We start from the raw sequence: 16,571 nt of genomic DNA, 5'->3' as shown, positions 1-16,571 counted from the left end.
ACAATAGGCATTTGCGGCTCAAAACAAAGCCGGAAAGCCCGCGATCGCCGGCCCGTCGAAGGCCGGAACAACATGAAACGGGGCGGCGAGTTCCTGCGGAGCGGCTTTATTACCGATTGTTGCCAACCACTTGGCGGGCGTGCGCCCGCTCGCAGCGATCAGTTTTCGGAAAAGTAACTCTGCAGGGTGCGGACCTCAAGGTCCCCGCCGAGATAGGCACGGATGCCTTGCGCGGCCGCCACGGCACCCGAAAGAGTGGTGTAATACGGCACTTTATGCAAGAGGGCAGCGCGCCGCAGCGAGCGGCTGTCGGCCAGTGCCTGGGGTCCTTCGGTGGTGTTGAAGACGAGCTGGATGTCGCCGTTCGTGATGGCATCCACGATGTGAGGCCGGCCTTCCAGCACCTTGTTGATCTTCTCGGCCGGAACACCCTGGTCGCTCAGGAAGCGCTGGGTGCCGGACGTGGCGACCACCTTGAAGCCGAGCGAGTGCAGCATTGCCACAACCTCGGTGATGCGGGCCTTGTCGCTTTCGCGGACGGATACGAACACGGTGCCCTTGCGCGGCACGCGCGTGCCGCCGCCGAGCTGGCTCTTGGCGAATGCGATCTCGAAGGTGCTGTCGATCCCCATCACCTCGCCGGTCGATTTCATTTCCGGCCCCAGCACGGTGTCGACGCCGGGGAAGCGCGCGAACGGAAATACCGATTCCTTCACGCCGACGTGGTCGGGCTTGGGCTTCTTCAGATTAAAGTCGGCAAGCTTCTCGCCGGCCATCAGCCGTGCGGCGATCTTGGCGACCGGCGTGCCGATCACCTTGGCGACGAACGGCACCGTGCGCGAGGCGCGCGGGTTGACTTCGAGAACGTAGATCTCGCCGTCCTTGATCGCGTACTGCACGTTCATGAGCCCGACCACGTCGAGCCCAAGAGCCAGTTCACGCGTCTGCCTTTCGAGCTCGGCGATTGTCTCGGCATTGAGTGAACGCGGCGGTAGCGAGCAGGCGCTGTCGCCCGAATGAATGCCGGCTTCCTCGATATGCTCCATGATGCCGACGATGAAGGTGTCCTTGCCGTCACAGAGGCAATCGACGTCGACTTCGGTCGCATCGGACAGATAGCGGTCGAACAATAGCGGATTGGTGCCGAGCACGGTGTTGATCTGTCCGGTCTTGTCGTTGGGATAACGCGCCTTGACGTCACCCGGCACGAGCTCGGGCAGGGTGCCAAGCAGGTAATCCGAGAGCTGGTTGTCCTCGCGGATGATCTGCATCGCGCGGCCGCCGAGCACATAGGACGGCCGCACCACCAGCGGCAGGCCGAGATCAGCCGCAACGAGGCGCGCTTGCTCGACCGAATAGGCGATGCCATTCTTCGGCTGCTTCAGCCGCAATTTGTCGAGCACGCGCTTGAAGCGGTCGCGGTCTTCGGCGAGATCGATCGCGTCGGGCGAGGTGCCGAGGATCGGCACATCGGCTTCTTCCAGCGCATGCGCCAGTTTCAGCGGAGTCTGGCCGCCGAATTGCACGATCACGCCATGCAGGCAGCCGTTCTGTTGCTCGGTCGCGATGATCTCGAGCACGTCTTCGGCCGTGAGCGGCTCGAAATACAGCCGGTCGGCGGTGTCGTAGTCGGTCGACACCGTCTCCGGATTGCAGTTGATCATGATCGATTCATAGCCGGCGTCGTGCAGCGCGAAGCAGGCGTGGCAGCAGCAGTAGTCGAACTCGATGCCCTGGCCGATTCGATTGGGTCCGCCGCCGAGAATGATCACCTTGTCTTTCGCCGACGGCGCGCTTTCGTCCGACGGCGGGCCGGCGAACGGCGCCTCATAGGTCGAGTACATGTAGGCGGTGGGGGAAGCAAATTCGGCGGCGCAGGTGTCGATGCGCTTGAACACCGGGCGAACGCCGAGCGCATGACGGCGCTCTTTCACCTCAGCCTCGCGCATGTTGGCGAGCACGGCGAGCCGCGCATCTGAGAAGCCCATGGCCTTCAGCGTGCGCAATCCGAATGCATTCGGCGGCAGGCCATCGCGCCTGACCTTGGCTTCCATATCGACGATGGCGCGCATCTGCGCCAAAAACCACGGATCGATCTTGCAGGAGTTGAAGATGTCTTCATCGCTCCAGCCGAGCCGCATCGCCTGCGCCACTTGCAGCAGGCGGTTCGGCGTTGGCGTGCCGAGCGCGGCACGTACTGCGTTCTTGTCGTCGTGCTGCCCCAGGCCCTCGATCTCGATCTCATCCAAACCGGTGAGGCCGGTCTCGAGCCCGCGCAGCGCCTTTTGCAGGCTTTCCTGGAAGGTGCGGCCGATCGCCATCACTTCGCCGACCGACTTCATCGACGTGGTCAGCGTGGTGGAAGCGCCGGGAAATTTCTCGAATGCAAAGCGCGGGATTTTCGTGACGACGTAATCGATGGTCGGCTCGAACGAGGCCGGTGTCGCGCCGCCGGTGATGTCGTTGGCGATTTCGTCGAGCGTATAGCCGACCGCGAGTTTGGCGGCGACCTTGGCGATCGGAAAGCCTGTGGCTTTTGATGCAAGCGCCGACGACCGCGACACGCGCGGATTCATCTCGATCACGACCATGCGGCCGTCGGCCGGATTGACGCCGAACTGCACGTTGGAGCCGCCGGTTTCCACCCCGATCTCGCGCAGCACCGCGATCGAGGCGTCGCGCATGATCTGGTATTCCTTGTCGGTGAGCGTCAGCGCCGGCGCGACGGTGATGGAATCGCCGGTGTGAACGCCCATCGGATCGAGGTTCTCGATTGAGCAGACGATGATGCAGTTGTCCTTCTTGTCGCGCACCACCTCCATCTCGAACTCTTTCCAGCCGAGTACGGATTCCTCGATCAGCACCTCGTTGGTCGGCGAGGCATCAAGGCCGCGCTCGATGATGTCGATGAACTCTTCCTTGTTGTAGGCGATGCCACCGCCGGTGCCGCCCATGGTGAAGGAGGGACGGATGATCGCGGGCAGGCCGATCTCGGAGAGCGCCATCAGCGCTTCGGCAAGCGCCTGCTGCTGATAGCGCTTGCGCCGCTCGTTCTCCCCTAACGTCCACTGCCGCTCGAACGCTTCCAGCGCCTCGCCGGACAACTTTTCGCACTCGGCGAGATGGTTGTCGCGATCGGATTTCTTCAACGACGATGCGTTCGCGAGCCGCGACTTCGGCGTCTGCAGCCCGATCTTCTCCATGGCGTTGCGGAAGAGCTGGCGGTCTTCCGCCTTGTCGATCGCATCCGCCGTGGCGCCGATCATCTCGACGTCGAATTTCGATAATGTGCCCTGCCGGCGCAGCGACAGCGCGCAGTTCAGCGCGGTCTGGCCGCCCATGGTCGGCAAGAGCGCAAAGCCGCCGGGAATGACGTGGCGTTCCTTCTCGATGATCTTGGCGACGATCTCGGGCGTGATCGGCTCGATATAGGTGGCGTCCGCGAGCTCCGGGTCGGTCATGATCGTCGCCGGGTTGGAATTGACCAGGACGATGCGATAGCCCTCTTCCTTCAAGGTCTTCACCGCCTGCGTGCCGGAATAGTCGAACTCGCAGGCCTGACCGATGACGATCGGCCCGGCGCCAATGATCAGGATGGTGGAGATGTCGGTTCTTTTGGGCATTAATTCTCGCAGGCCAGAAATCGGCACAAAAAAAGGGCGCGCATTCCGCGCGTCCCTCAAGCCGTTGCGTGAGGAAGGCCCTCGCGCGCGAGGGGTCTTTAGACCAGATTTTGCGGCCGCGAAACCCCCAATCAAGGGCCATCAACCGGCAATTTCGAGGATTTTGAGAGGGTTGGAGGGGATGCGGTCTGGCGTCGCTGCGCCACGCGTAGCCTAATTGATCCGGCCCGCCTTCGCCCTTCGTCGGACAGGTCGGGCTACGGAGAGGCAGCCTTCGCCCGCATTGTTACGGTAGATGCGTGGCTGGCCTGCCTAGCCGAAGCTCGCGAAGCGAGCGAAGGCTGGAGGCCCGGCCTGGGTTTGAACCAGGATAAAGAGCATTGCACTGCTCTCGCGTCGACGCTTCCGCCACCGGGCCGCGTCCATTTAGCCGCAACGTCGGCCCTCGAGCCACTGCGAGCTGCGGTTAACCCTACCAGCCTTCGCTCGCTTCGCGAGCTACGGCTAGGCAGGCCAGCAACCAGCCTATCCTAGCGAAGTGAGCGAAGGCTGCCTCGCCGCAGCCCAACGGGCGGAGGCGGGCGTGCCCCCGACAAGCCCTCACGTGGCAAGCGCAGGTCGCGCCACGAAGGTCATCCGCCAGGGATTGTGGCCGATATTGACGGCGACGCGCGAGGCGGTGAATCCGCTGTCGGCGAGCTTGTTGATGATGTCGGCCTCGCTGTAGCGCTGCAGCCCGATGCGGCTGCGCAGTTGCCGGTAATCCGACAGGGCGGTCGAGACGAGCCCGATCAGCGCATCGCGCAGGAAACCGTAGCGCGCCGCGAATTTCAGCAGCGCGATCACATCGCGGGGCATGCCGACCTCGGGGCGAAGCACATCGCCCACCACCAGCCGTCCGCCCGGTTTCAACAGCCGGCGGGCCGTTGCAAAGGCGGAATCCAGCTCTTCCTCCGTCATGTACTGGGCGACCGAATTCATCACCACGAGGTCGATTGAGTGCTCGGCCATCTTTCGCACGTCTTCCAGCGAGCGGACGCGGATCTTGGTGTTGGGAGCGAAGCGGGCGATCAGCCGGCCGCGCACGCCTGGTGCCGGCTCGGCCAGATAGAGCATGCCACAGGCGTCCGCGACTTTTGCCGCCGACAGCGCCTCGCCACAGGCGTAGTCCAGCACCACGGCATCAGGCGAGCCGATATAGCCGATGATGTCCCGCGCAATCAGCTGAAAATGCAAATCGCGATGCAGCTTGCTCGCATAGATCGTATGCGTGGAGTCGTAATAATCGATCCATTCATCCATGGTTTTTAGACGTCCGAAACGGGAGCTGGCAAAAGGAACTGCGTCACAGCCAAGGCGTTAGAGGGTCTGCCGAGTATTGTCCATCGCCGTTGCGTCTAACAGGAAGGGTTAATCGTGAGCAAAGTCAGCAAAATCTCCCCCGATCTCGATACCCCGAGCGACCTGCCGAAGGCCGCCTCCGAAAAAATCTCAGCCGCGCTCAATGTGCTGCTGGCTGATGCCTTTGCGCTCTACCTGAAAACCAAGAACTTTCACTGGCACGTCAGTGGCCGGCATTTCCACGACTATCATCTGATGCTCGACGAGCAGTCGGATGCGATCTTCGCCACCACCGATCAGCTGGCGGAGCGGGTGCGCAAGATCGGCGGCACCACGCTGCGTTCGATCGGGCAGGTTTCGAAATTGCAGACCATCCAGGACAACAACGAGGACTATGTGCCGCCGCGCGAGATGCTGCGCGAACTGATGGAAGACAACAAGCACGTTGCAGCCTCCATGCGAAAGGCGCATGAGCTGTGCGACGAGCACGAGGATTCCGGCACTGCAGGCCTGCTCGAGACCTTCATCGACGAGACCGAGCGTCGCACCTGGTTCCTGTTCGAGGCATCGCGTCAGGAAAGCAGCAACGCGGCGTAGCAGAACTGCCGGTCAAGCAGTGAGGTCTTGCGAAGCAATCCGGTTTGCGCTGGATTGCTTCAGTTGGCCGCCGGCCACGATGGGGGTGGGTATGTCTCAATCAATCAAGACTTTCCTGATGTTCGAGGGGAAGTGCGAACAAGCCCTCAATTGGTACATTTCGCTCTTCGACGATTCTGCTGTGACCGGCATTCGCCGCTACGGTACGGAAGGGCCCGGCGCGGAAGGATCGGTTGTGCAGGCCACCTTCACCCTGAAGGGCCAGACCTTCATGGCCATCGACAGCCCGGTGAAACACGACTTCACCTTTACGCCTGCAATGTCGCTCTTTGTCGATTGCACCGATGAGGCCGAGATCGACCGGCTGTTCGTCCAACTCTCCGAAGACGGCAAGATCCTGATGCCACTGAACGTCTATCCATTCAGCCGAAAGTTTGGCTGGATCGCCGATAAGTTCGGCGTCTCCTGGCAGCTCAATTTGCCGAACGGCTAGTTTAACTCCAAAGCCGCATCAGCGGCCCATCCGTCCCCAGCACTGGATCGCTCGCCGGCACTTTTACCTCCGGAATGCTCTTCAGCGCGGCCGCGTGATTTTCGACCGTCGGCCGCGTCACTTGCATCTTCGCGCCCGGCGGATAGGCGCCGACGACCGAGAAATCATGCGTCGCCCTGAGGCATTGATGACCGGTGCCGGCGGGCAGGATGGCGATGTCGCCCGTGCTCAGCTCGAATTCCTTGCCCGAGTCGCCGCCAAATCGGACCCGCGCAACGCCACGCGCGATGCCGAGCACCTCGTGCACCGTTGCGTGATAGTGCAGAAAGTCGTAGATGCCGTTGCGCCAGGTGTCCTGCCCCCAGCCGTTGCCGCGGAACAGATCCTCGATCGCTTTTTCAGGATCACCGCCGCCGAGGTCGAGCGCGTCCTTGTAGATCACAAGCGGCAAACGATTGTTGGGGACGAGACCGTCATCTTCAAAGGTGAACGTGGCAGGCCTGGCGTTTTTGACGATCGGCAAAGCAAAACTCCCGCGCATGTTGGTAAACATGACGCGGGAATAATCAAGTTGAGGGCGCGGCGTTCCTTTACATTCCCTTAGCGGGCGGGCCTGGAATCTCGAACACCAGGCACGTAGTCGTCGCATGTGCGAGCAGCCGGCCCTTGGCGTCGGTGATGCGCGCCTCAGCGGTCGCGGCGCGGCGGCCGACGCTCAGCGTGCGGCCCTCGGACTTGACCACGCCGGTATCCTTGGTCATGCCGCGGATGAAGCTGATCTTGAATTCGAGCGTGGTGTAGCCGGAGCCAACCGGCAGCATCGAGTGCACGGCAAGCCCCATCGCGGAATCGAGCAGCGTCGCGGCGTAGCCGCCATGCACCGAGCCGATCGGATTGTAGTGGCGAAAGCCGGGCGTGCTGTAAAACGAGACCACCCCCGGCTCGGCCGAATAGTCGAACGGCTCGATGTTCTGCATGATCGGCGGCGCCGGCAGCCTGCCAGCGAACATCGCGCGGAGGAAATCGATCCCCGCCATCGAGGCCATCACCTCGGTCGGCGTCACGCCATATTCGCGGGGAGTGGTGTCGGTCATGAGGCGGTCACCTTTTTCGTATGATGATATCTATCATACCAAATGATGATCATCATACCAAGTGCTTGATCACGCTGGACATCGACGTGCGCCCATGCCAATACGCATACACGGATTATCGGTGCGGGATTAATTCTATGCCGGCTTACGTTCACGTCAATCTGCAGGTTATCGATCCGGTGAGGCAGGCGGCGCTCGCTCCCCGTTTCAAGGCTGCGCTGGAGGAGGCGGGCGGACGAATTCTTTATTTTGGCCGTGTCGCCGAAGTCCTCGAAGGAGACGAGACGCCGCTGCCGATGGCTGGCGTATTCGAGTTTCCGACGTTGCCCCAGGCATTGGCGTTCTACAGTTCGGAAAACTACGCGCCGATCAAGGCTGAACGTCAGAAAGCCCAGCGGGCCAGGATGTTCGTCGTCGAGGTCAGCCCGTAGGACGGCTTACGCGATGATGAGCGCCGCTGGCCAGATAGCCTCCGTCGCCGGCCGTTCCTGTCTCGCGGCTCAACGCGTCAATTCGTAGGCGATTGGTCTAAGCCCGCTTCTTTTGGCGCATCAGGTCGGCGAAGCGATCGAACAGGTAGTGTGAATCGCGCGGACCCGGCGAGGCTTCTGGGTGGTACTGGACCGAGAACACCGGCTTGCCTTCCAGAGCGATTCCGCAATTGGAGCCGTCGAACAGCGAGATGTGGGTCTGCGTCGCGCCCTTCGGCAGCGTCGCCTGATCCACCGCAAAACCGTGGTTCATCGAGGTGATCTCGACCTTGCCGGTGGTCTCGTCCTTGACCGGATGGTTGGCGCCATGGTGGCCCTGATGCATCTTCTTGGTCTTCGCACCGACGGCGAGACCCAGCATCTGGTGACCGAGACAGATGCCGAAAGTGGGCGTGCCGGAGTTGATCACCTTCTGGATGACAGGCACTGCATATTTGCCGGTCTCGGCCGGATCGCCCGGACCATTCGACAGGAACACGCCGTCCGGCTTCATTGCCAGGATGTCTTCAGCCGACGTCGTCGCCGGCACTACAGTGACCTTGCAGCCGACGCCCGCGAGCAGCCGCAGGATGTTGCGCTTGATGCCGTAGTCGACCGCGACCACGTTGAATTCGGGCGCGTCTTGCCGGCCAAAGCCCTTGTCCCACACCCACGGCGTCTCGTCCCAGGTGTAGCGCTGGGCGGACGTGACCATCGGCACGAGGTCCATGCCTTCAAGGCCGGGCCATTCGCGCGCCTCTTCCTTCAGGGCATGCAGGTCGAATTTCCCGTCTTTGGCGTGCGCGATCACGGCATTGGGCATGCCCTTGCTTCGGATCAGCGCGGTCAGCGCGCGGGTGTCGATGCCGGAGAGGCCAATGATGCCGCGCGCTTTCAGCCACTGGTCGAGATGGCGCGTGGCGCGGTAGTTCGAGGGATCGGTGATTGCGGTGCGCAGGATCACCCCGCGCGCGCCCGGCGTCGCCGCCATGTTCACCGTCTCGATATCCTCGTCGTTGGTGCCGACATTGCCGATATGCGGGAAGGTGAAGGTAATCAGCTGGCCGGCATAGGAGGGATCGGTGAGGATTTCCTCATAGCCGGTCATCGCGGTGTTGAAACAGACCTCGCCGACGGCGTGGCCTTCGGCGCCGAGGCCAAAACCTTCCAGCACCGTTCCATCGGCCAGCACAAGAAGTGCGGTCGGCTTGTGGTCCGGCCAGGCGGCAGCGTTTTCTGATGTCGTCATGAGGCCTCTACATAATCGCGCGCCGGGGCCGCGTCAAAGCCGGATTCAGGCTGATTCACATGGGTTTTTGGCGTTTTCCGGGGTCAATCAGAATGAACTGCGGTTGTTTCCCCCGGCCGGACGGCCTAGATCAGCGCTTCAAGCCGAAATGAGGGTGATTCCCATGCTGCGCGACGACATCAACAACGCGGTCAAGGACGCGATGAAGGCCAAGGATGAGCGCAAGCTCTCCACGCTGCGGATGGTCAATTCGACCATCAAGAATGCCGACATTGCCGCGCGCGGTGAGGGCAAGCCGCCACTGTCCGATGCCGACCTGCTCGGCGTGTTCCAGAAGATGATCAAGCAGCGCCAGGAATCGGTCGAGCTCTATGAAAAAGGCGGCCGAGCGGAACTCGCCGCGCAGGAGCGCGAGGAGATTGCGGTGATCTCGGCCTACCTGCCGAAGCAGATGTCGGATGACGACATGAAGGCCGCGATTGCTGCGGCCATCAAGGAAACGGGCGCGGCCGGCATGAAGGACATGGGCAAGGTGGTCGGCGCGTTGAAAGGCAAATATGCCGGCCAGATGGATTTCGGCAAAGCCAGCGGTTTGGTGAAGGCCGCGCTGACTTCTTAAGCGACGCAATTCTTCACCTCTTCCCCGCTTGCTCGATCGCACCCTCTCCCGCAAGGGGAGAGGGTTTCGGCCTCAGCCGGGTTCTGCTTTCCCGGAACCTTTCGGCCGCTGGAACATCCAATCGGCTCACGGTCATTATCCCGGGAGACACATTGCAATGAGCCCAACTGTCCATGCGCTTGATCGCGCCAGAGCCTCACAGCTCGAGACCCAAAAGCCCTCTCGCGCCGAGGTCGAGGCGGCGTTCCGTACCATCATCAAGTGGACCGGCGACGATCCGGCGAGGGATGGGCTATTGGAGACGCCGGGGCGCGTCACGCGCGCCTTCGAGGAATTCTTCTCGGGCTACGATCAGGACCCCACCGAGATCCTGGAAAAGACCTTCGAGGAAATCGAGGGCTATGACGAAATGATTGTGCTGCGCGGCATCCGCTTCGAGAGCCATTGCGAGCACCACATGGCGCCGATCATCGGCCAGGCGTGGGTCGCCTATATTCCGAACGGCCGCGTCGTCGGCATTAGCAAGCTGGCGCGGGTCGTCGACGTCTATGCGAGGCGCCTGCAGATTCAGGAGAAGATGACGGCGCAGATCGCCAACACGATCAACGATGTCTTGAAACCGCAAGGCGTCGGCGTGATTATCAAAGCGTCGCATCATTGCATGACGACGCGCGGCGTCCACAAGCCGGACACAGATCTCGTGACCAGCCGGATGCTCGGCTGCTTTCGCGACAACGCGTTGACCCGTCAGGAATTCCTGGGAATGGCGACCTAACCCGGCAAGGAAAGCGGAGGACGACCATGGCAGATCAGCAAGCAGCACCCGCCGGCCCCGATCTGTCGCAGGGAGTCCTGCCGTCGGATTTCTCCCGCGACATGCTGCTTGGGCATGTCGGGGACGAGGACGTGCTGCTGGTGCGTTCCGGTTCCGAGATCTTCGCGATCGACGCGCATTGCAGCCACTACCACGGTCCGCTCGCCGACGGGGTCGTCGACGGCGAGCACGTGCGTTGCCCGTGGCATCACGCCTGCTTCGATTTGCGCACGGGGGAGGCGACGCACGCGCCGGCGTTCAATGCACTTTCGGTCTGGAAGGTCGAGCGGCAAGGCGAGCGGATTGTTGTTCGTGAAAAACGCGAGCAACCGAAGCCGCGCGTCAAGGGCGTCGCCGAGGCGCCGTCGCGGATCGTCATCGTCGGTGGCGGAGCGGCGGGTTTTGCCGCGGCCGAGATGCTGCGGCGGCAGGACTATCGCGGCAGCATCGTCATGCTGAGCCAGGAGGCGGCCGCGCCCGTCGACCGGCCCAATCTGTCGAAGGATTATCTCGCCGGCAGCGCGCCGGAGGATTGGTTGCCGCTGCGTCCTGACGATTTTTATCGCGAAATGAAGATCGATTTGCGGCTCGGCGTCGAGGTCACCTCGATCGACACCAGGGCGAAGCAAGTGCTGCTCGCCGGCGGCGACAGCATTCCTTACGACCGGCTGCTGCTCGCGACCGGCGCCGAGCCGGTGAAATTGCCGATCCCGGGTGCCGATCAACCGCACGTCCATCTGTTGCGGTCGCTCCCCGACAGCCGCGCCATCATCGCATCTGCCAAGGATGCGCGGCGTGCTGTGGTGATCGGCGCGAGCTTCATCGGGCTCGAAGTCGCGGCATCATTGCGCGCGAGGGATATCGAGGTGCATGTCGTCGGGCTCGAGCAACGGCCGATGGAGCGCGTACTGGGCCCGGACATGGGCGACTTCGTCCGCGCGCTGCATGAAGAGCACGGCGTCATCTTTCACCTCGGCGACACTGTCACCTCGATCGACGGCAAGCGCGCCAGCTTGAAGAGTGGATCCGTGATCGAGGCCGACCTCGTCGTCATCGGCGTCGGCGTGAAGCCGCGTCTTGCACTTGCCGAAAAGTGCGGCCTTGCGATCGACCGCGGCGTCGAGGTCGATGCGTATCTGGAAACCAGCGTTCCCGGCATCTATGCCGCCGGCGACATCGCCCGTTGGCCGGACAAGCATTCGGGCCAGGCCATTCGCGTCGAACATTGGGTGGTCGCGGAGCGGCAGGGCCAGACCGCGGCGCGCAATATGCTCGGGCAACGCGAGGTGTTCGACGCGGTGCCGTTCTTCTGGAGCCAACATTACGACGTGCCGATCAATTATGTCGGTCACGCCGAAAAGTGGGATGAAATCGCCGTTGACGGCGATATCGGCGCGAAGGACTGCCTGGTCCTCTACAAGAGCGGCGGGCGCGTGCTCGCGGTGGCCTCGATCTACCGCGACGTCGCCAGTCTCGATGCCGAGATCGCGATGGAAAAGGCGGGTTGAACTCCTGGTCGCATGCCGCTTGCTCTTTCGGATCCTCTCCCCTTGTGGGAGAGGGTGGCGAGCATCGGTAGGATGCGAGCCGGGTGAGGGGTCTGTCCCCGCGAGTGCAACCCCTCACCCGGTTTCTCGCTGACGCTCGAAACCACCCTCTCCCACAAGGGGAGAGGGTTTGAGCAAGCCGAGCGATGGTCTAAGGTGAACTCATGCTCACCGAAACCAACGACTACGACAAACTCTGCCGCGAGTTTCGCTGGGACATTCCGGCGCGCTTCAACATGGCGACCGCCTGCTGCGATCGCCACGCCGACGGCACGGGCCGGCTCGCGCTGATCTATATCGACGAGGACGGCTCCTCGCGCCACACCTCGTTCGATGAGCTCGCCGACCTGTCGCGCCGCTTTGCCAATGTGCTGAAAGCCGATGGCTTAACGCGCGGCGACCGCGTCGCGCTGTTTCTGTCGCAGTCGCTGGAATTGCCGCTCGCGCATCTTGCCGCCTTCCGCGCCGGAATGATCTCGATTCCGCTGTTTGCGCTGTTCGGCGAGGACGCGCTGGAGTTTCGCCTTGCCAATTCCGGCGCGAAGACCATCGTCACCGACGCGGCCGGCTGGGAGAAGCTGAGGAAAATACGCGAGAAACTTCCCGAGCTGCAAAACGTCTATCTTGTCGGCGACGATGTGCCCGCAGGCACCAAAGCGTTCTGGCCGACGCTACAGGCTGCATCGCCTGAATTTACGACGGTTGATACCGCGGCCGATGATCCGGCGATGATCATCTATACGTCCGGCACGACGGGTAATCCGAAAGGCGCGCTGCATGCCCATCGCGTGCTGCTCGGGCATCTGCCCAATGTCGAGATGATCCACGATTTCTTTCCCAAGGCGGGCGACGTGATGTGGACGCCGGCCGACTGGGCCTGGATCGGCGCGCTTTTCGACGTGCTGTTTCCAGCGCTCTATCACGGCGTGCCGGTGGTCGGGCATCGCGCCAAGAAGTTCGACCCTGATGCAGCCATGCAGCTGATGGCCGATCACAAGATCCGCAACGTGTTCCTGCCGCCGACCGCGCTGAAGCTGATGCGCCAGGCCGAGGTCAAGCATCCGGGCGTGAAGCTGCGCAGCCTCTTTTCCGGCGGCGAAGCCCTCGGTGCGGAGCTGCTCGATTGGGTGCGCTCAACCTTCGGCATCGAAGTCCATGAAGGCTACGGCCAGACCGAATGCAATCTTGCCGTCGGCAACAACGCCAAACTGTTTCCGATCCGCCCAGGTTCGATGGGCAAGGCGACGCCGGGATTCGACGTGCGCATCATTGACGAAAAGGGCAACGAGTTGCCGCGGGGTGAGCGCGGCATCATCGGCGTTCGCCAGCCCAATCCCGTCACCATGATCGAGTACTGGAAGAATCCGGAAGCGACGCGCAAGAAATACGCCGGCGGATTTCTTTTGACCGGCGATCTCGGCCGGCAGGATGAGGACGGTTACTTCTGGTACCTGAGCCGTGAGGACGACGTCATCACCACGGCCGGCTATCGCGTCGGCCCGTCGGAGATCGAGGATTGTCTTCTCAAGCATCCGGCGGTGGCGATGTCGGCGGTGGTTGGCGTTCCCGATCCGGTCCGCACCGAATCGATCAAGGCCTGGATCGTGCTGCGGCCGGGCTTTGTGGGAAGCGAAACGCTCGCGCGCGAGATCCAGGACTATGTGAAGGTCAAACTCGCCGCCCACGAATATCCGCGCTTCGTGCAGTTTGCAGATAGCCTGCCGATGACGGCAACCGGAAAAGTTCTGCGGCGGGAGCTGCGCGCGCTCGGCTGATCGCCGAGCTCGTTACTATTTGCGACCACCGAGCGGCTGCATGCCGGAGTTCTTGATCGCCGCCGTGGTCTGGCCGGAGGCGAGGAACGCGATCAGCTTTTTCGCCTGATCGGGATTATGAGCAGTCTTGATCACTGCCGCCGCGAAAGGCTGGATGAGTTGCACCGCGTCTGGAAGCACGCCGGCGAGCTCGACGCCGGGTTGACCGATTAGCTCGCTGACCGGTCCGATGACCAGATCGGCTTCGCCAGCCGCCAACATCGCAGTGGAGTCGGTGCCCCGCTGCACCATCTTCAAGGATACTTTGTCGGCGATGCCGAGCTTCGGTAACACGACATCCTTCATAAAGATGCCGCTCGTGCTTGCGCCCATCGCCACGAGATGTGCGCTGAGCAAGGTTTGCTTGAGCGCATCGACGCTTGCGACATCCGGCTTGGGCGCTCGCTGACGCACGGCCGCGCCGACGGGCACGCTGGCGAGGTCAACTGTCGAGCCCTCGGCGATCCGTCCCGCCGCGATCAACTCGCCGAGCCCCTCCTTCGAGAGGATGACCATGTCGACCTCAGCGCCCTGCTCAAGCTGCGACTTGATGGTCTTCGGACCTGTTCCCTGGGATGCGCCGGACAGCGTGGTCACGGCGATGCCGGTCGCGCGCTCGAACTCCGGCAGGACCTGGCGATAGGCCAGCGAAAATCCTCCCGACATCATGACAACAAGTTTTTCCATCGCATTGCCCGGAGATGCCGCAAAAGACGTGGCGAGACAGGTGACCAAAACGGCCACGATACGTTTTTTCATTTTGCCACCTCCCAAAGGAAACGGCGGCCATCAAATCATGGCGCTGTCAAAACTGCCAGTGCGCGCGGGCGGCGAAGACGTTGGCCGGGCCGCGGTCGGCGTTGTAGCCGGGATTGGCGACGAATTGATAATCGAAGGTGAGCTTGGTCGAGGACGTCAGCGCGTAGCTGTAATAGGCCTCGAAAATCTTCTCGAGGCCATAGTTCGTCAATTGACCGTCGCCGACGAGGATGCCGAGCCCGCCGGCGTTGAGGAAAGCGATATGGGCAGAGGAGATGCCATTGATAACGCCGGCAATGCCGATGGTGTCGTCGGGCCGGCCCCACGATTTGCCTGATATAGAGACGCCGCCGGACACGGTGCGGTCGATGTCGGTGAAATCCCAGGGTTCGATCTGGCCGTCGGCCCAGCCGGCGCGGAAAAATACGCCGAGCGTGTCGGTGACTTGTTGCTCGACGTTGAGGCTGACGCCGGGACGGCTCGTCGTAGCGCGCACCGCCGTGATGTCGGCCGGCAATCCCGTGATTTGCGCCAGCGCCACCGCGTCGTTGAAATTGCCGGCTCTGCCGTTACTCAAAAAGCCTGTGATCTTGATCTTGCCCGGCTGGCTCCACAATTCGTAACGCCGCTCGATTTCGCCGACGGCCTGGAATTGCTGGAACGTCGGATCGTTGGTGCCACCGAGTGGGCTTATGCCACCTGCGGGAGTGGCCGAGAGGTCGAACAGGCCGCCGCGAAAGGTCCACTGCCCCGTGTACCACTCTGCGGCTGCGCCGTAGGTATAGCCCCAGCCGTCGCCGGCGTAGTCAAAGGTGCCGGCGTTGACCAGCGACCAGTTGAGGAAATCGCTCTTCGGATTGTTGGCATATTTGTTGGTGTCGAAGATGTCGTTGATGCCGAAGCGGCCGACCGTCAGCACCAGGCGGTCGGTCGAGCGTGTGCCCTTGAATTGGGTGAAATCGTCATCGATCTTTTCGGTTTCGCCGCCAAGGTTGATGGTCTGGCGCAGGAAGGCGCGTTGCAGCCTCGCGTAAGGGGTCGAGAGGCCGAGCTTGTAGGCTTCGGCACTCATGAAGCCGGCGACGCCATGCGACCCGCTGAGGCCAAAACCCTGGTCGATTTCCGGATTGGCCCAGAATTCCGCGCCCTTCCACAGCTTGACGCCGACGGACAGCGTAGCGTCGAAGGTCTCTTTGTTTTGCGCGCCGCCGGAGAGGCTGTTGGGCCCTTCAAAGGGTGAGCGGAACGCCGGGTAGCCTTGATCGGTGAACGTTGTCTGGCCATGCACCGCGAAATTGTCGCCCGCGCCCGCGAAGCGTGATGGCGCGAGCGCCGCCGGCCGCGAGGGATCGTCGAAGCGATAGTTGAGCGCGAGGCGGAGCTGGTGCTCAGAAAGTCCGGAAGAGACCCGCTGACCAAACAGTGGGAAGTTCTCGCTGATCGAGGGGAAATCGGTCCAGAGATACTCGCCGCGGACGGTCCAGCTCGGCGCGATCGCGGTCTCGATGCCGACGCCCGCCGCCCAGCCGAAGCGATAGAGAAAGCGGTCCTCGGTGTTGCCGCTGGCATTCTGCGTCAGCGTCTGCTGGTCGTAACTCCAGGCGAGGCCGCCGGTGGCATAGAACAGCCAGTGGCCGGGCGCGTAGCCGATGCGGCCGCGCACCGTGCCCGACGCCAGCACGGTTTCGCTGAAACTACCCGCGCCGAAGGTCGGAGAATTGAAGTTCGATATCCCGCCGATGGTGAGACCCGAAATGGGGTCGGGGTAGGTCGGAAACGAGCCGTCGGCCTCGACGCCCAGCACCACGCGGTTGCGCAGCATATAATTGTAGCCGGCCTGCACGCCCTCGAACCAGCTGCCGCTCTCCCGGAATGCGTTGGGTGACTGGTACAGTCCGAACGAGCCGGACACCGGCGCGCCGCCGCCAATTGGATCGAGCGTCCAGCCCGAGTTTCCGGTTGCAAGGCCAATATGGCCGCCGACATAAAAGCCGGTCCAGTCGTAGCCAGCTTGCGCGGGCGGAGCCTTCACCGGCAGATCGGCGGCGCAGGCATCGCCCGCAAACAGTGCGAGCACGGCGCAGGATGCACCGAGCCAGCACGTCCTGCGTGCAAAATTGATTGTTTCAGCAACTGGAATCAAAGGCCGCC

Annotated in this window: 14 protein-coding genes; 7 read left to right on the top strand and 7 right to left on the bottom strand. The window is 62.5% G+C overall.

The features are described 5' to 3' along the window. Nucleotides 1-158 precede the first annotated feature (158 nt). Together carB and VFB05_RS17870 are read right to left on the bottom strand one after the other, a co-directional pair. On the bottom strand, nucleotides 159-3,623 hold the full coding sequence (gene carB, locus VFB05_RS17875; protein ID WP_325014416.1) for a carbamoyl-phosphate synthase large subunit: 3,465 nt from the start codon (nucleotides 3,621-3,623) through the stop codon (nucleotides 159-161). Nucleotides 3,624-4,223: 600 nt separating this feature from the next. Then, nucleotides 4,224-4,925: a class I SAM-dependent methyltransferase gene (locus VFB05_RS17870; RefSeq protein ID WP_325014414.1), complete on the bottom strand. Its 702-nt coding sequence runs from the start codon at nucleotides 4,923-4,925 to the stop codon at nucleotides 4,224-4,226. A gap of 114 nt (nucleotides 4,926-5,039) precedes the next feature. On the opposite strand from VFB05_RS17870, the gene VFB05_RS17865 reads away from it, so the two are divergent. Both VFB05_RS17865 and VFB05_RS17860 read left to right on the top strand, forming a co-directional pair. Beyond that, nucleotides 5,040-5,561, top strand: a complete 522-nt coding sequence (locus tag VFB05_RS17865; protein WP_325014412.1) for a DNA starvation/stationary phase protection protein — start codon at nucleotides 5,040-5,042, stop codon at nucleotides 5,559-5,561. Nucleotides 5,562-5,652: 91 nt separating this feature from the next. Further along, nucleotides 5,653-6,054 (top strand): VOC family protein, encoded by a 402-nt coding sequence (locus tag VFB05_RS17860; RefSeq protein WP_325014411.1) that lies wholly within the window; start codon nucleotides 5,653-5,655, stop codon nucleotides 6,052-6,054. Nucleotide 6,055: 1 nt separating this feature from the next. Here VFB05_RS17860 and VFB05_RS17855 read toward each other — a convergent pair whose 3' ends face one another. Then, complete coding sequence (locus tag VFB05_RS17855) at nucleotides 6,056-6,595, bottom strand: hypothetical protein (RefSeq protein WP_414643214.1); 540 nt, start codon at nucleotides 6,593-6,595, stop codon at nucleotides 6,056-6,058. Nucleotides 6,596-6,644: 49 nt separating this feature from the next. After that, the gene (locus VFB05_RS17850; RefSeq protein ID WP_325014407.1) at nucleotides 6,645-7,148 is read right to left on the bottom strand and encodes a PaaI family thioesterase; all 504 of its coding nucleotides are present in this window, start codon (nucleotides 7,146-7,148) and stop codon (nucleotides 6,645-6,647) included. Nucleotides 7,149-7,285: 137 nt separating this feature from the next. Here VFB05_RS17850 and VFB05_RS17845 point away from each other — a divergent pair, with 137 nt between their 5' ends. Continuing rightward, nucleotides 7,286-7,579, top strand: coding sequence for a DUF1330 domain-containing protein (locus tag VFB05_RS17845; protein WP_325014405.1), 294 nt, complete (start codon nucleotides 7,286-7,288; stop codon nucleotides 7,577-7,579). Nucleotides 7,580-7,676: 97 nt separating this feature from the next. Here VFB05_RS17845 and carA read toward each other — a convergent pair whose 3' ends face one another. Next, on the bottom strand, nucleotides 7,677-8,867 hold the full coding sequence (gene carA / locus VFB05_RS17840; protein ID WP_325014403.1) for a glutamine-hydrolyzing carbamoyl-phosphate synthase small subunit: 1,191 nt from the start codon (nucleotides 8,865-8,867) through the stop codon (nucleotides 7,677-7,679). Between the two features lie 163 nt (nucleotides 8,868-9,030). On the opposite strand from carA, the gene VFB05_RS17835 reads away from it, so the two are divergent. The 4 genes from VFB05_RS17835 (at nucleotide 9,031) to VFB05_RS17820 (ending at nucleotide 13,622) form a co-directional block, all read left to right on the top strand. Further along, nucleotides 9,031-9,486: a GatB/YqeY domain-containing protein gene (locus VFB05_RS17835; protein ID WP_325014401.1), complete on the top strand. Its 456-nt coding sequence runs from the start codon at nucleotides 9,031-9,033 to the stop codon at nucleotides 9,484-9,486. Nucleotides 9,487-9,643: 157 nt separating this feature from the next. Continuing rightward, the gene (gene folE, locus VFB05_RS17830) at nucleotides 9,644-10,261 is read left to right on the top strand and encodes a GTP cyclohydrolase I FolE (RefSeq protein WP_325014399.1); all 618 of its coding nucleotides are present in this window, start codon (nucleotides 9,644-9,646) and stop codon (nucleotides 10,259-10,261) included. Between the two features lie 26 nt (nucleotides 10,262-10,287). Next, nucleotides 10,288-11,808, top strand: coding sequence for an FAD-dependent oxidoreductase (locus tag VFB05_RS17825; protein WP_325014397.1), 1,521 nt, complete (start codon nucleotides 10,288-10,290; stop codon nucleotides 11,806-11,808). Nucleotides 11,809-12,011: 203 nt separating this feature from the next. Then, the gene (locus tag VFB05_RS17820; protein WP_325014395.1) at nucleotides 12,012-13,622 is read left to right on the top strand and encodes an acyl-CoA synthetase; all 1,611 of its coding nucleotides are present in this window, start codon (nucleotides 12,012-12,014) and stop codon (nucleotides 13,620-13,622) included. 15 nt (nucleotides 13,623-13,637) lie between these two features. On the opposite strand, the gene VFB05_RS17815 is transcribed toward VFB05_RS17820, so the two are convergent. Both VFB05_RS17815 and VFB05_RS17810 read right to left on the bottom strand, forming a co-directional pair. Then, on the bottom strand, nucleotides 13,638-14,420 hold the full coding sequence (locus VFB05_RS17815) for a substrate-binding domain-containing protein (RefSeq protein WP_325014393.1): 783 nt from the start codon (nucleotides 14,418-14,420) through the stop codon (nucleotides 13,638-13,640). A 46-nt stretch (nucleotides 14,421-14,466) separates the two neighbouring features. Further along, entirely contained in the window at nucleotides 14,467-16,497 is a 2,031-nt protein-coding gene (locus tag VFB05_RS17810; RefSeq protein ID WP_325014391.1) for a carbohydrate porin, read from the bottom strand. Between the last annotated feature and the right edge of the window lie 74 nt (nucleotides 16,498-16,571).

It is taken from the genome of Bradyrhizobium sp. (genome assembly GCF_035652035.1).
GTDB lineage: Bacteria > Pseudomonadota > Alphaproteobacteria > Rhizobiales > Xanthobacteraceae > Bradyrhizobium.
Note: the sequence above shows the minus strand (reverse complement) of the source record. Positions and strands in the feature narration are given on the sequence as shown.

Excerpts from the sequence above, each read along its gene's own strand:
- carB (WP_325014416.1), bottom strand. The coding sequence starts at position 3,623 with ATGCCCAAAAGAACCGACATCTCCACCATCCTGATCATTGGCGCCGGG.
- VFB05_RS17870 (WP_325014414.1), bottom strand. The coding sequence starts at position 4,925 with ATGGATGAATGGATCGATTATTACGACTCCACGCATACGATCTATGCG.
- VFB05_RS17860 (WP_325014411.1), top strand. The coding sequence starts at position 5,653 with ATGTCTCAATCAATCAAGACTTTCCTGATGTTCGAGGGGAAGTGCGAA.
- VFB05_RS17855 (WP_414643214.1), bottom strand. The coding sequence starts at position 6,595 with ATGCGCGGGAGTTTTGCTTTGCCGATCGTCAAAAACGCCAGGCCTGCC.
- VFB05_RS17850 (WP_325014407.1), bottom strand. The coding sequence starts at position 7,148 with ATGACCGACACCACTCCCCGCGAATATGGCGTGACGCCGACCGAGGTG.
- VFB05_RS17845 (WP_325014405.1), top strand. The coding sequence starts at position 7,286 with ATGCCGGCTTACGTTCACGTCAATCTGCAGGTTATCGATCCGGTGAGG.
- carA (WP_325014403.1), bottom strand. The coding sequence starts at position 8,867 with ATGACGACATCAGAAAACGCTGCCGCCTGGCCGGACCACAAGCCGACC.
- VFB05_RS17835 (WP_325014401.1), top strand. The coding sequence starts at position 9,031 with ATGCTGCGCGACGACATCAACAACGCGGTCAAGGACGCGATGAAGGCC.
- folE (WP_325014399.1), top strand. The coding sequence starts at position 9,644 with ATGAGCCCAACTGTCCATGCGCTTGATCGCGCCAGAGCCTCACAGCTC.
- VFB05_RS17825 (WP_325014397.1), top strand. The coding sequence starts at position 10,288 with ATGGCAGATCAGCAAGCAGCACCCGCCGGCCCCGATCTGTCGCAGGGA.
- VFB05_RS17820 (WP_325014395.1), top strand. The coding sequence starts at position 12,012 with ATGCTCACCGAAACCAACGACTACGACAAACTCTGCCGCGAGTTTCGC.
- VFB05_RS17815 (WP_325014393.1), bottom strand. The coding sequence starts at position 14,420 with ATGAAAAAACGTATCGTGGCCGTTTTGGTCACCTGTCTCGCCACGTCT.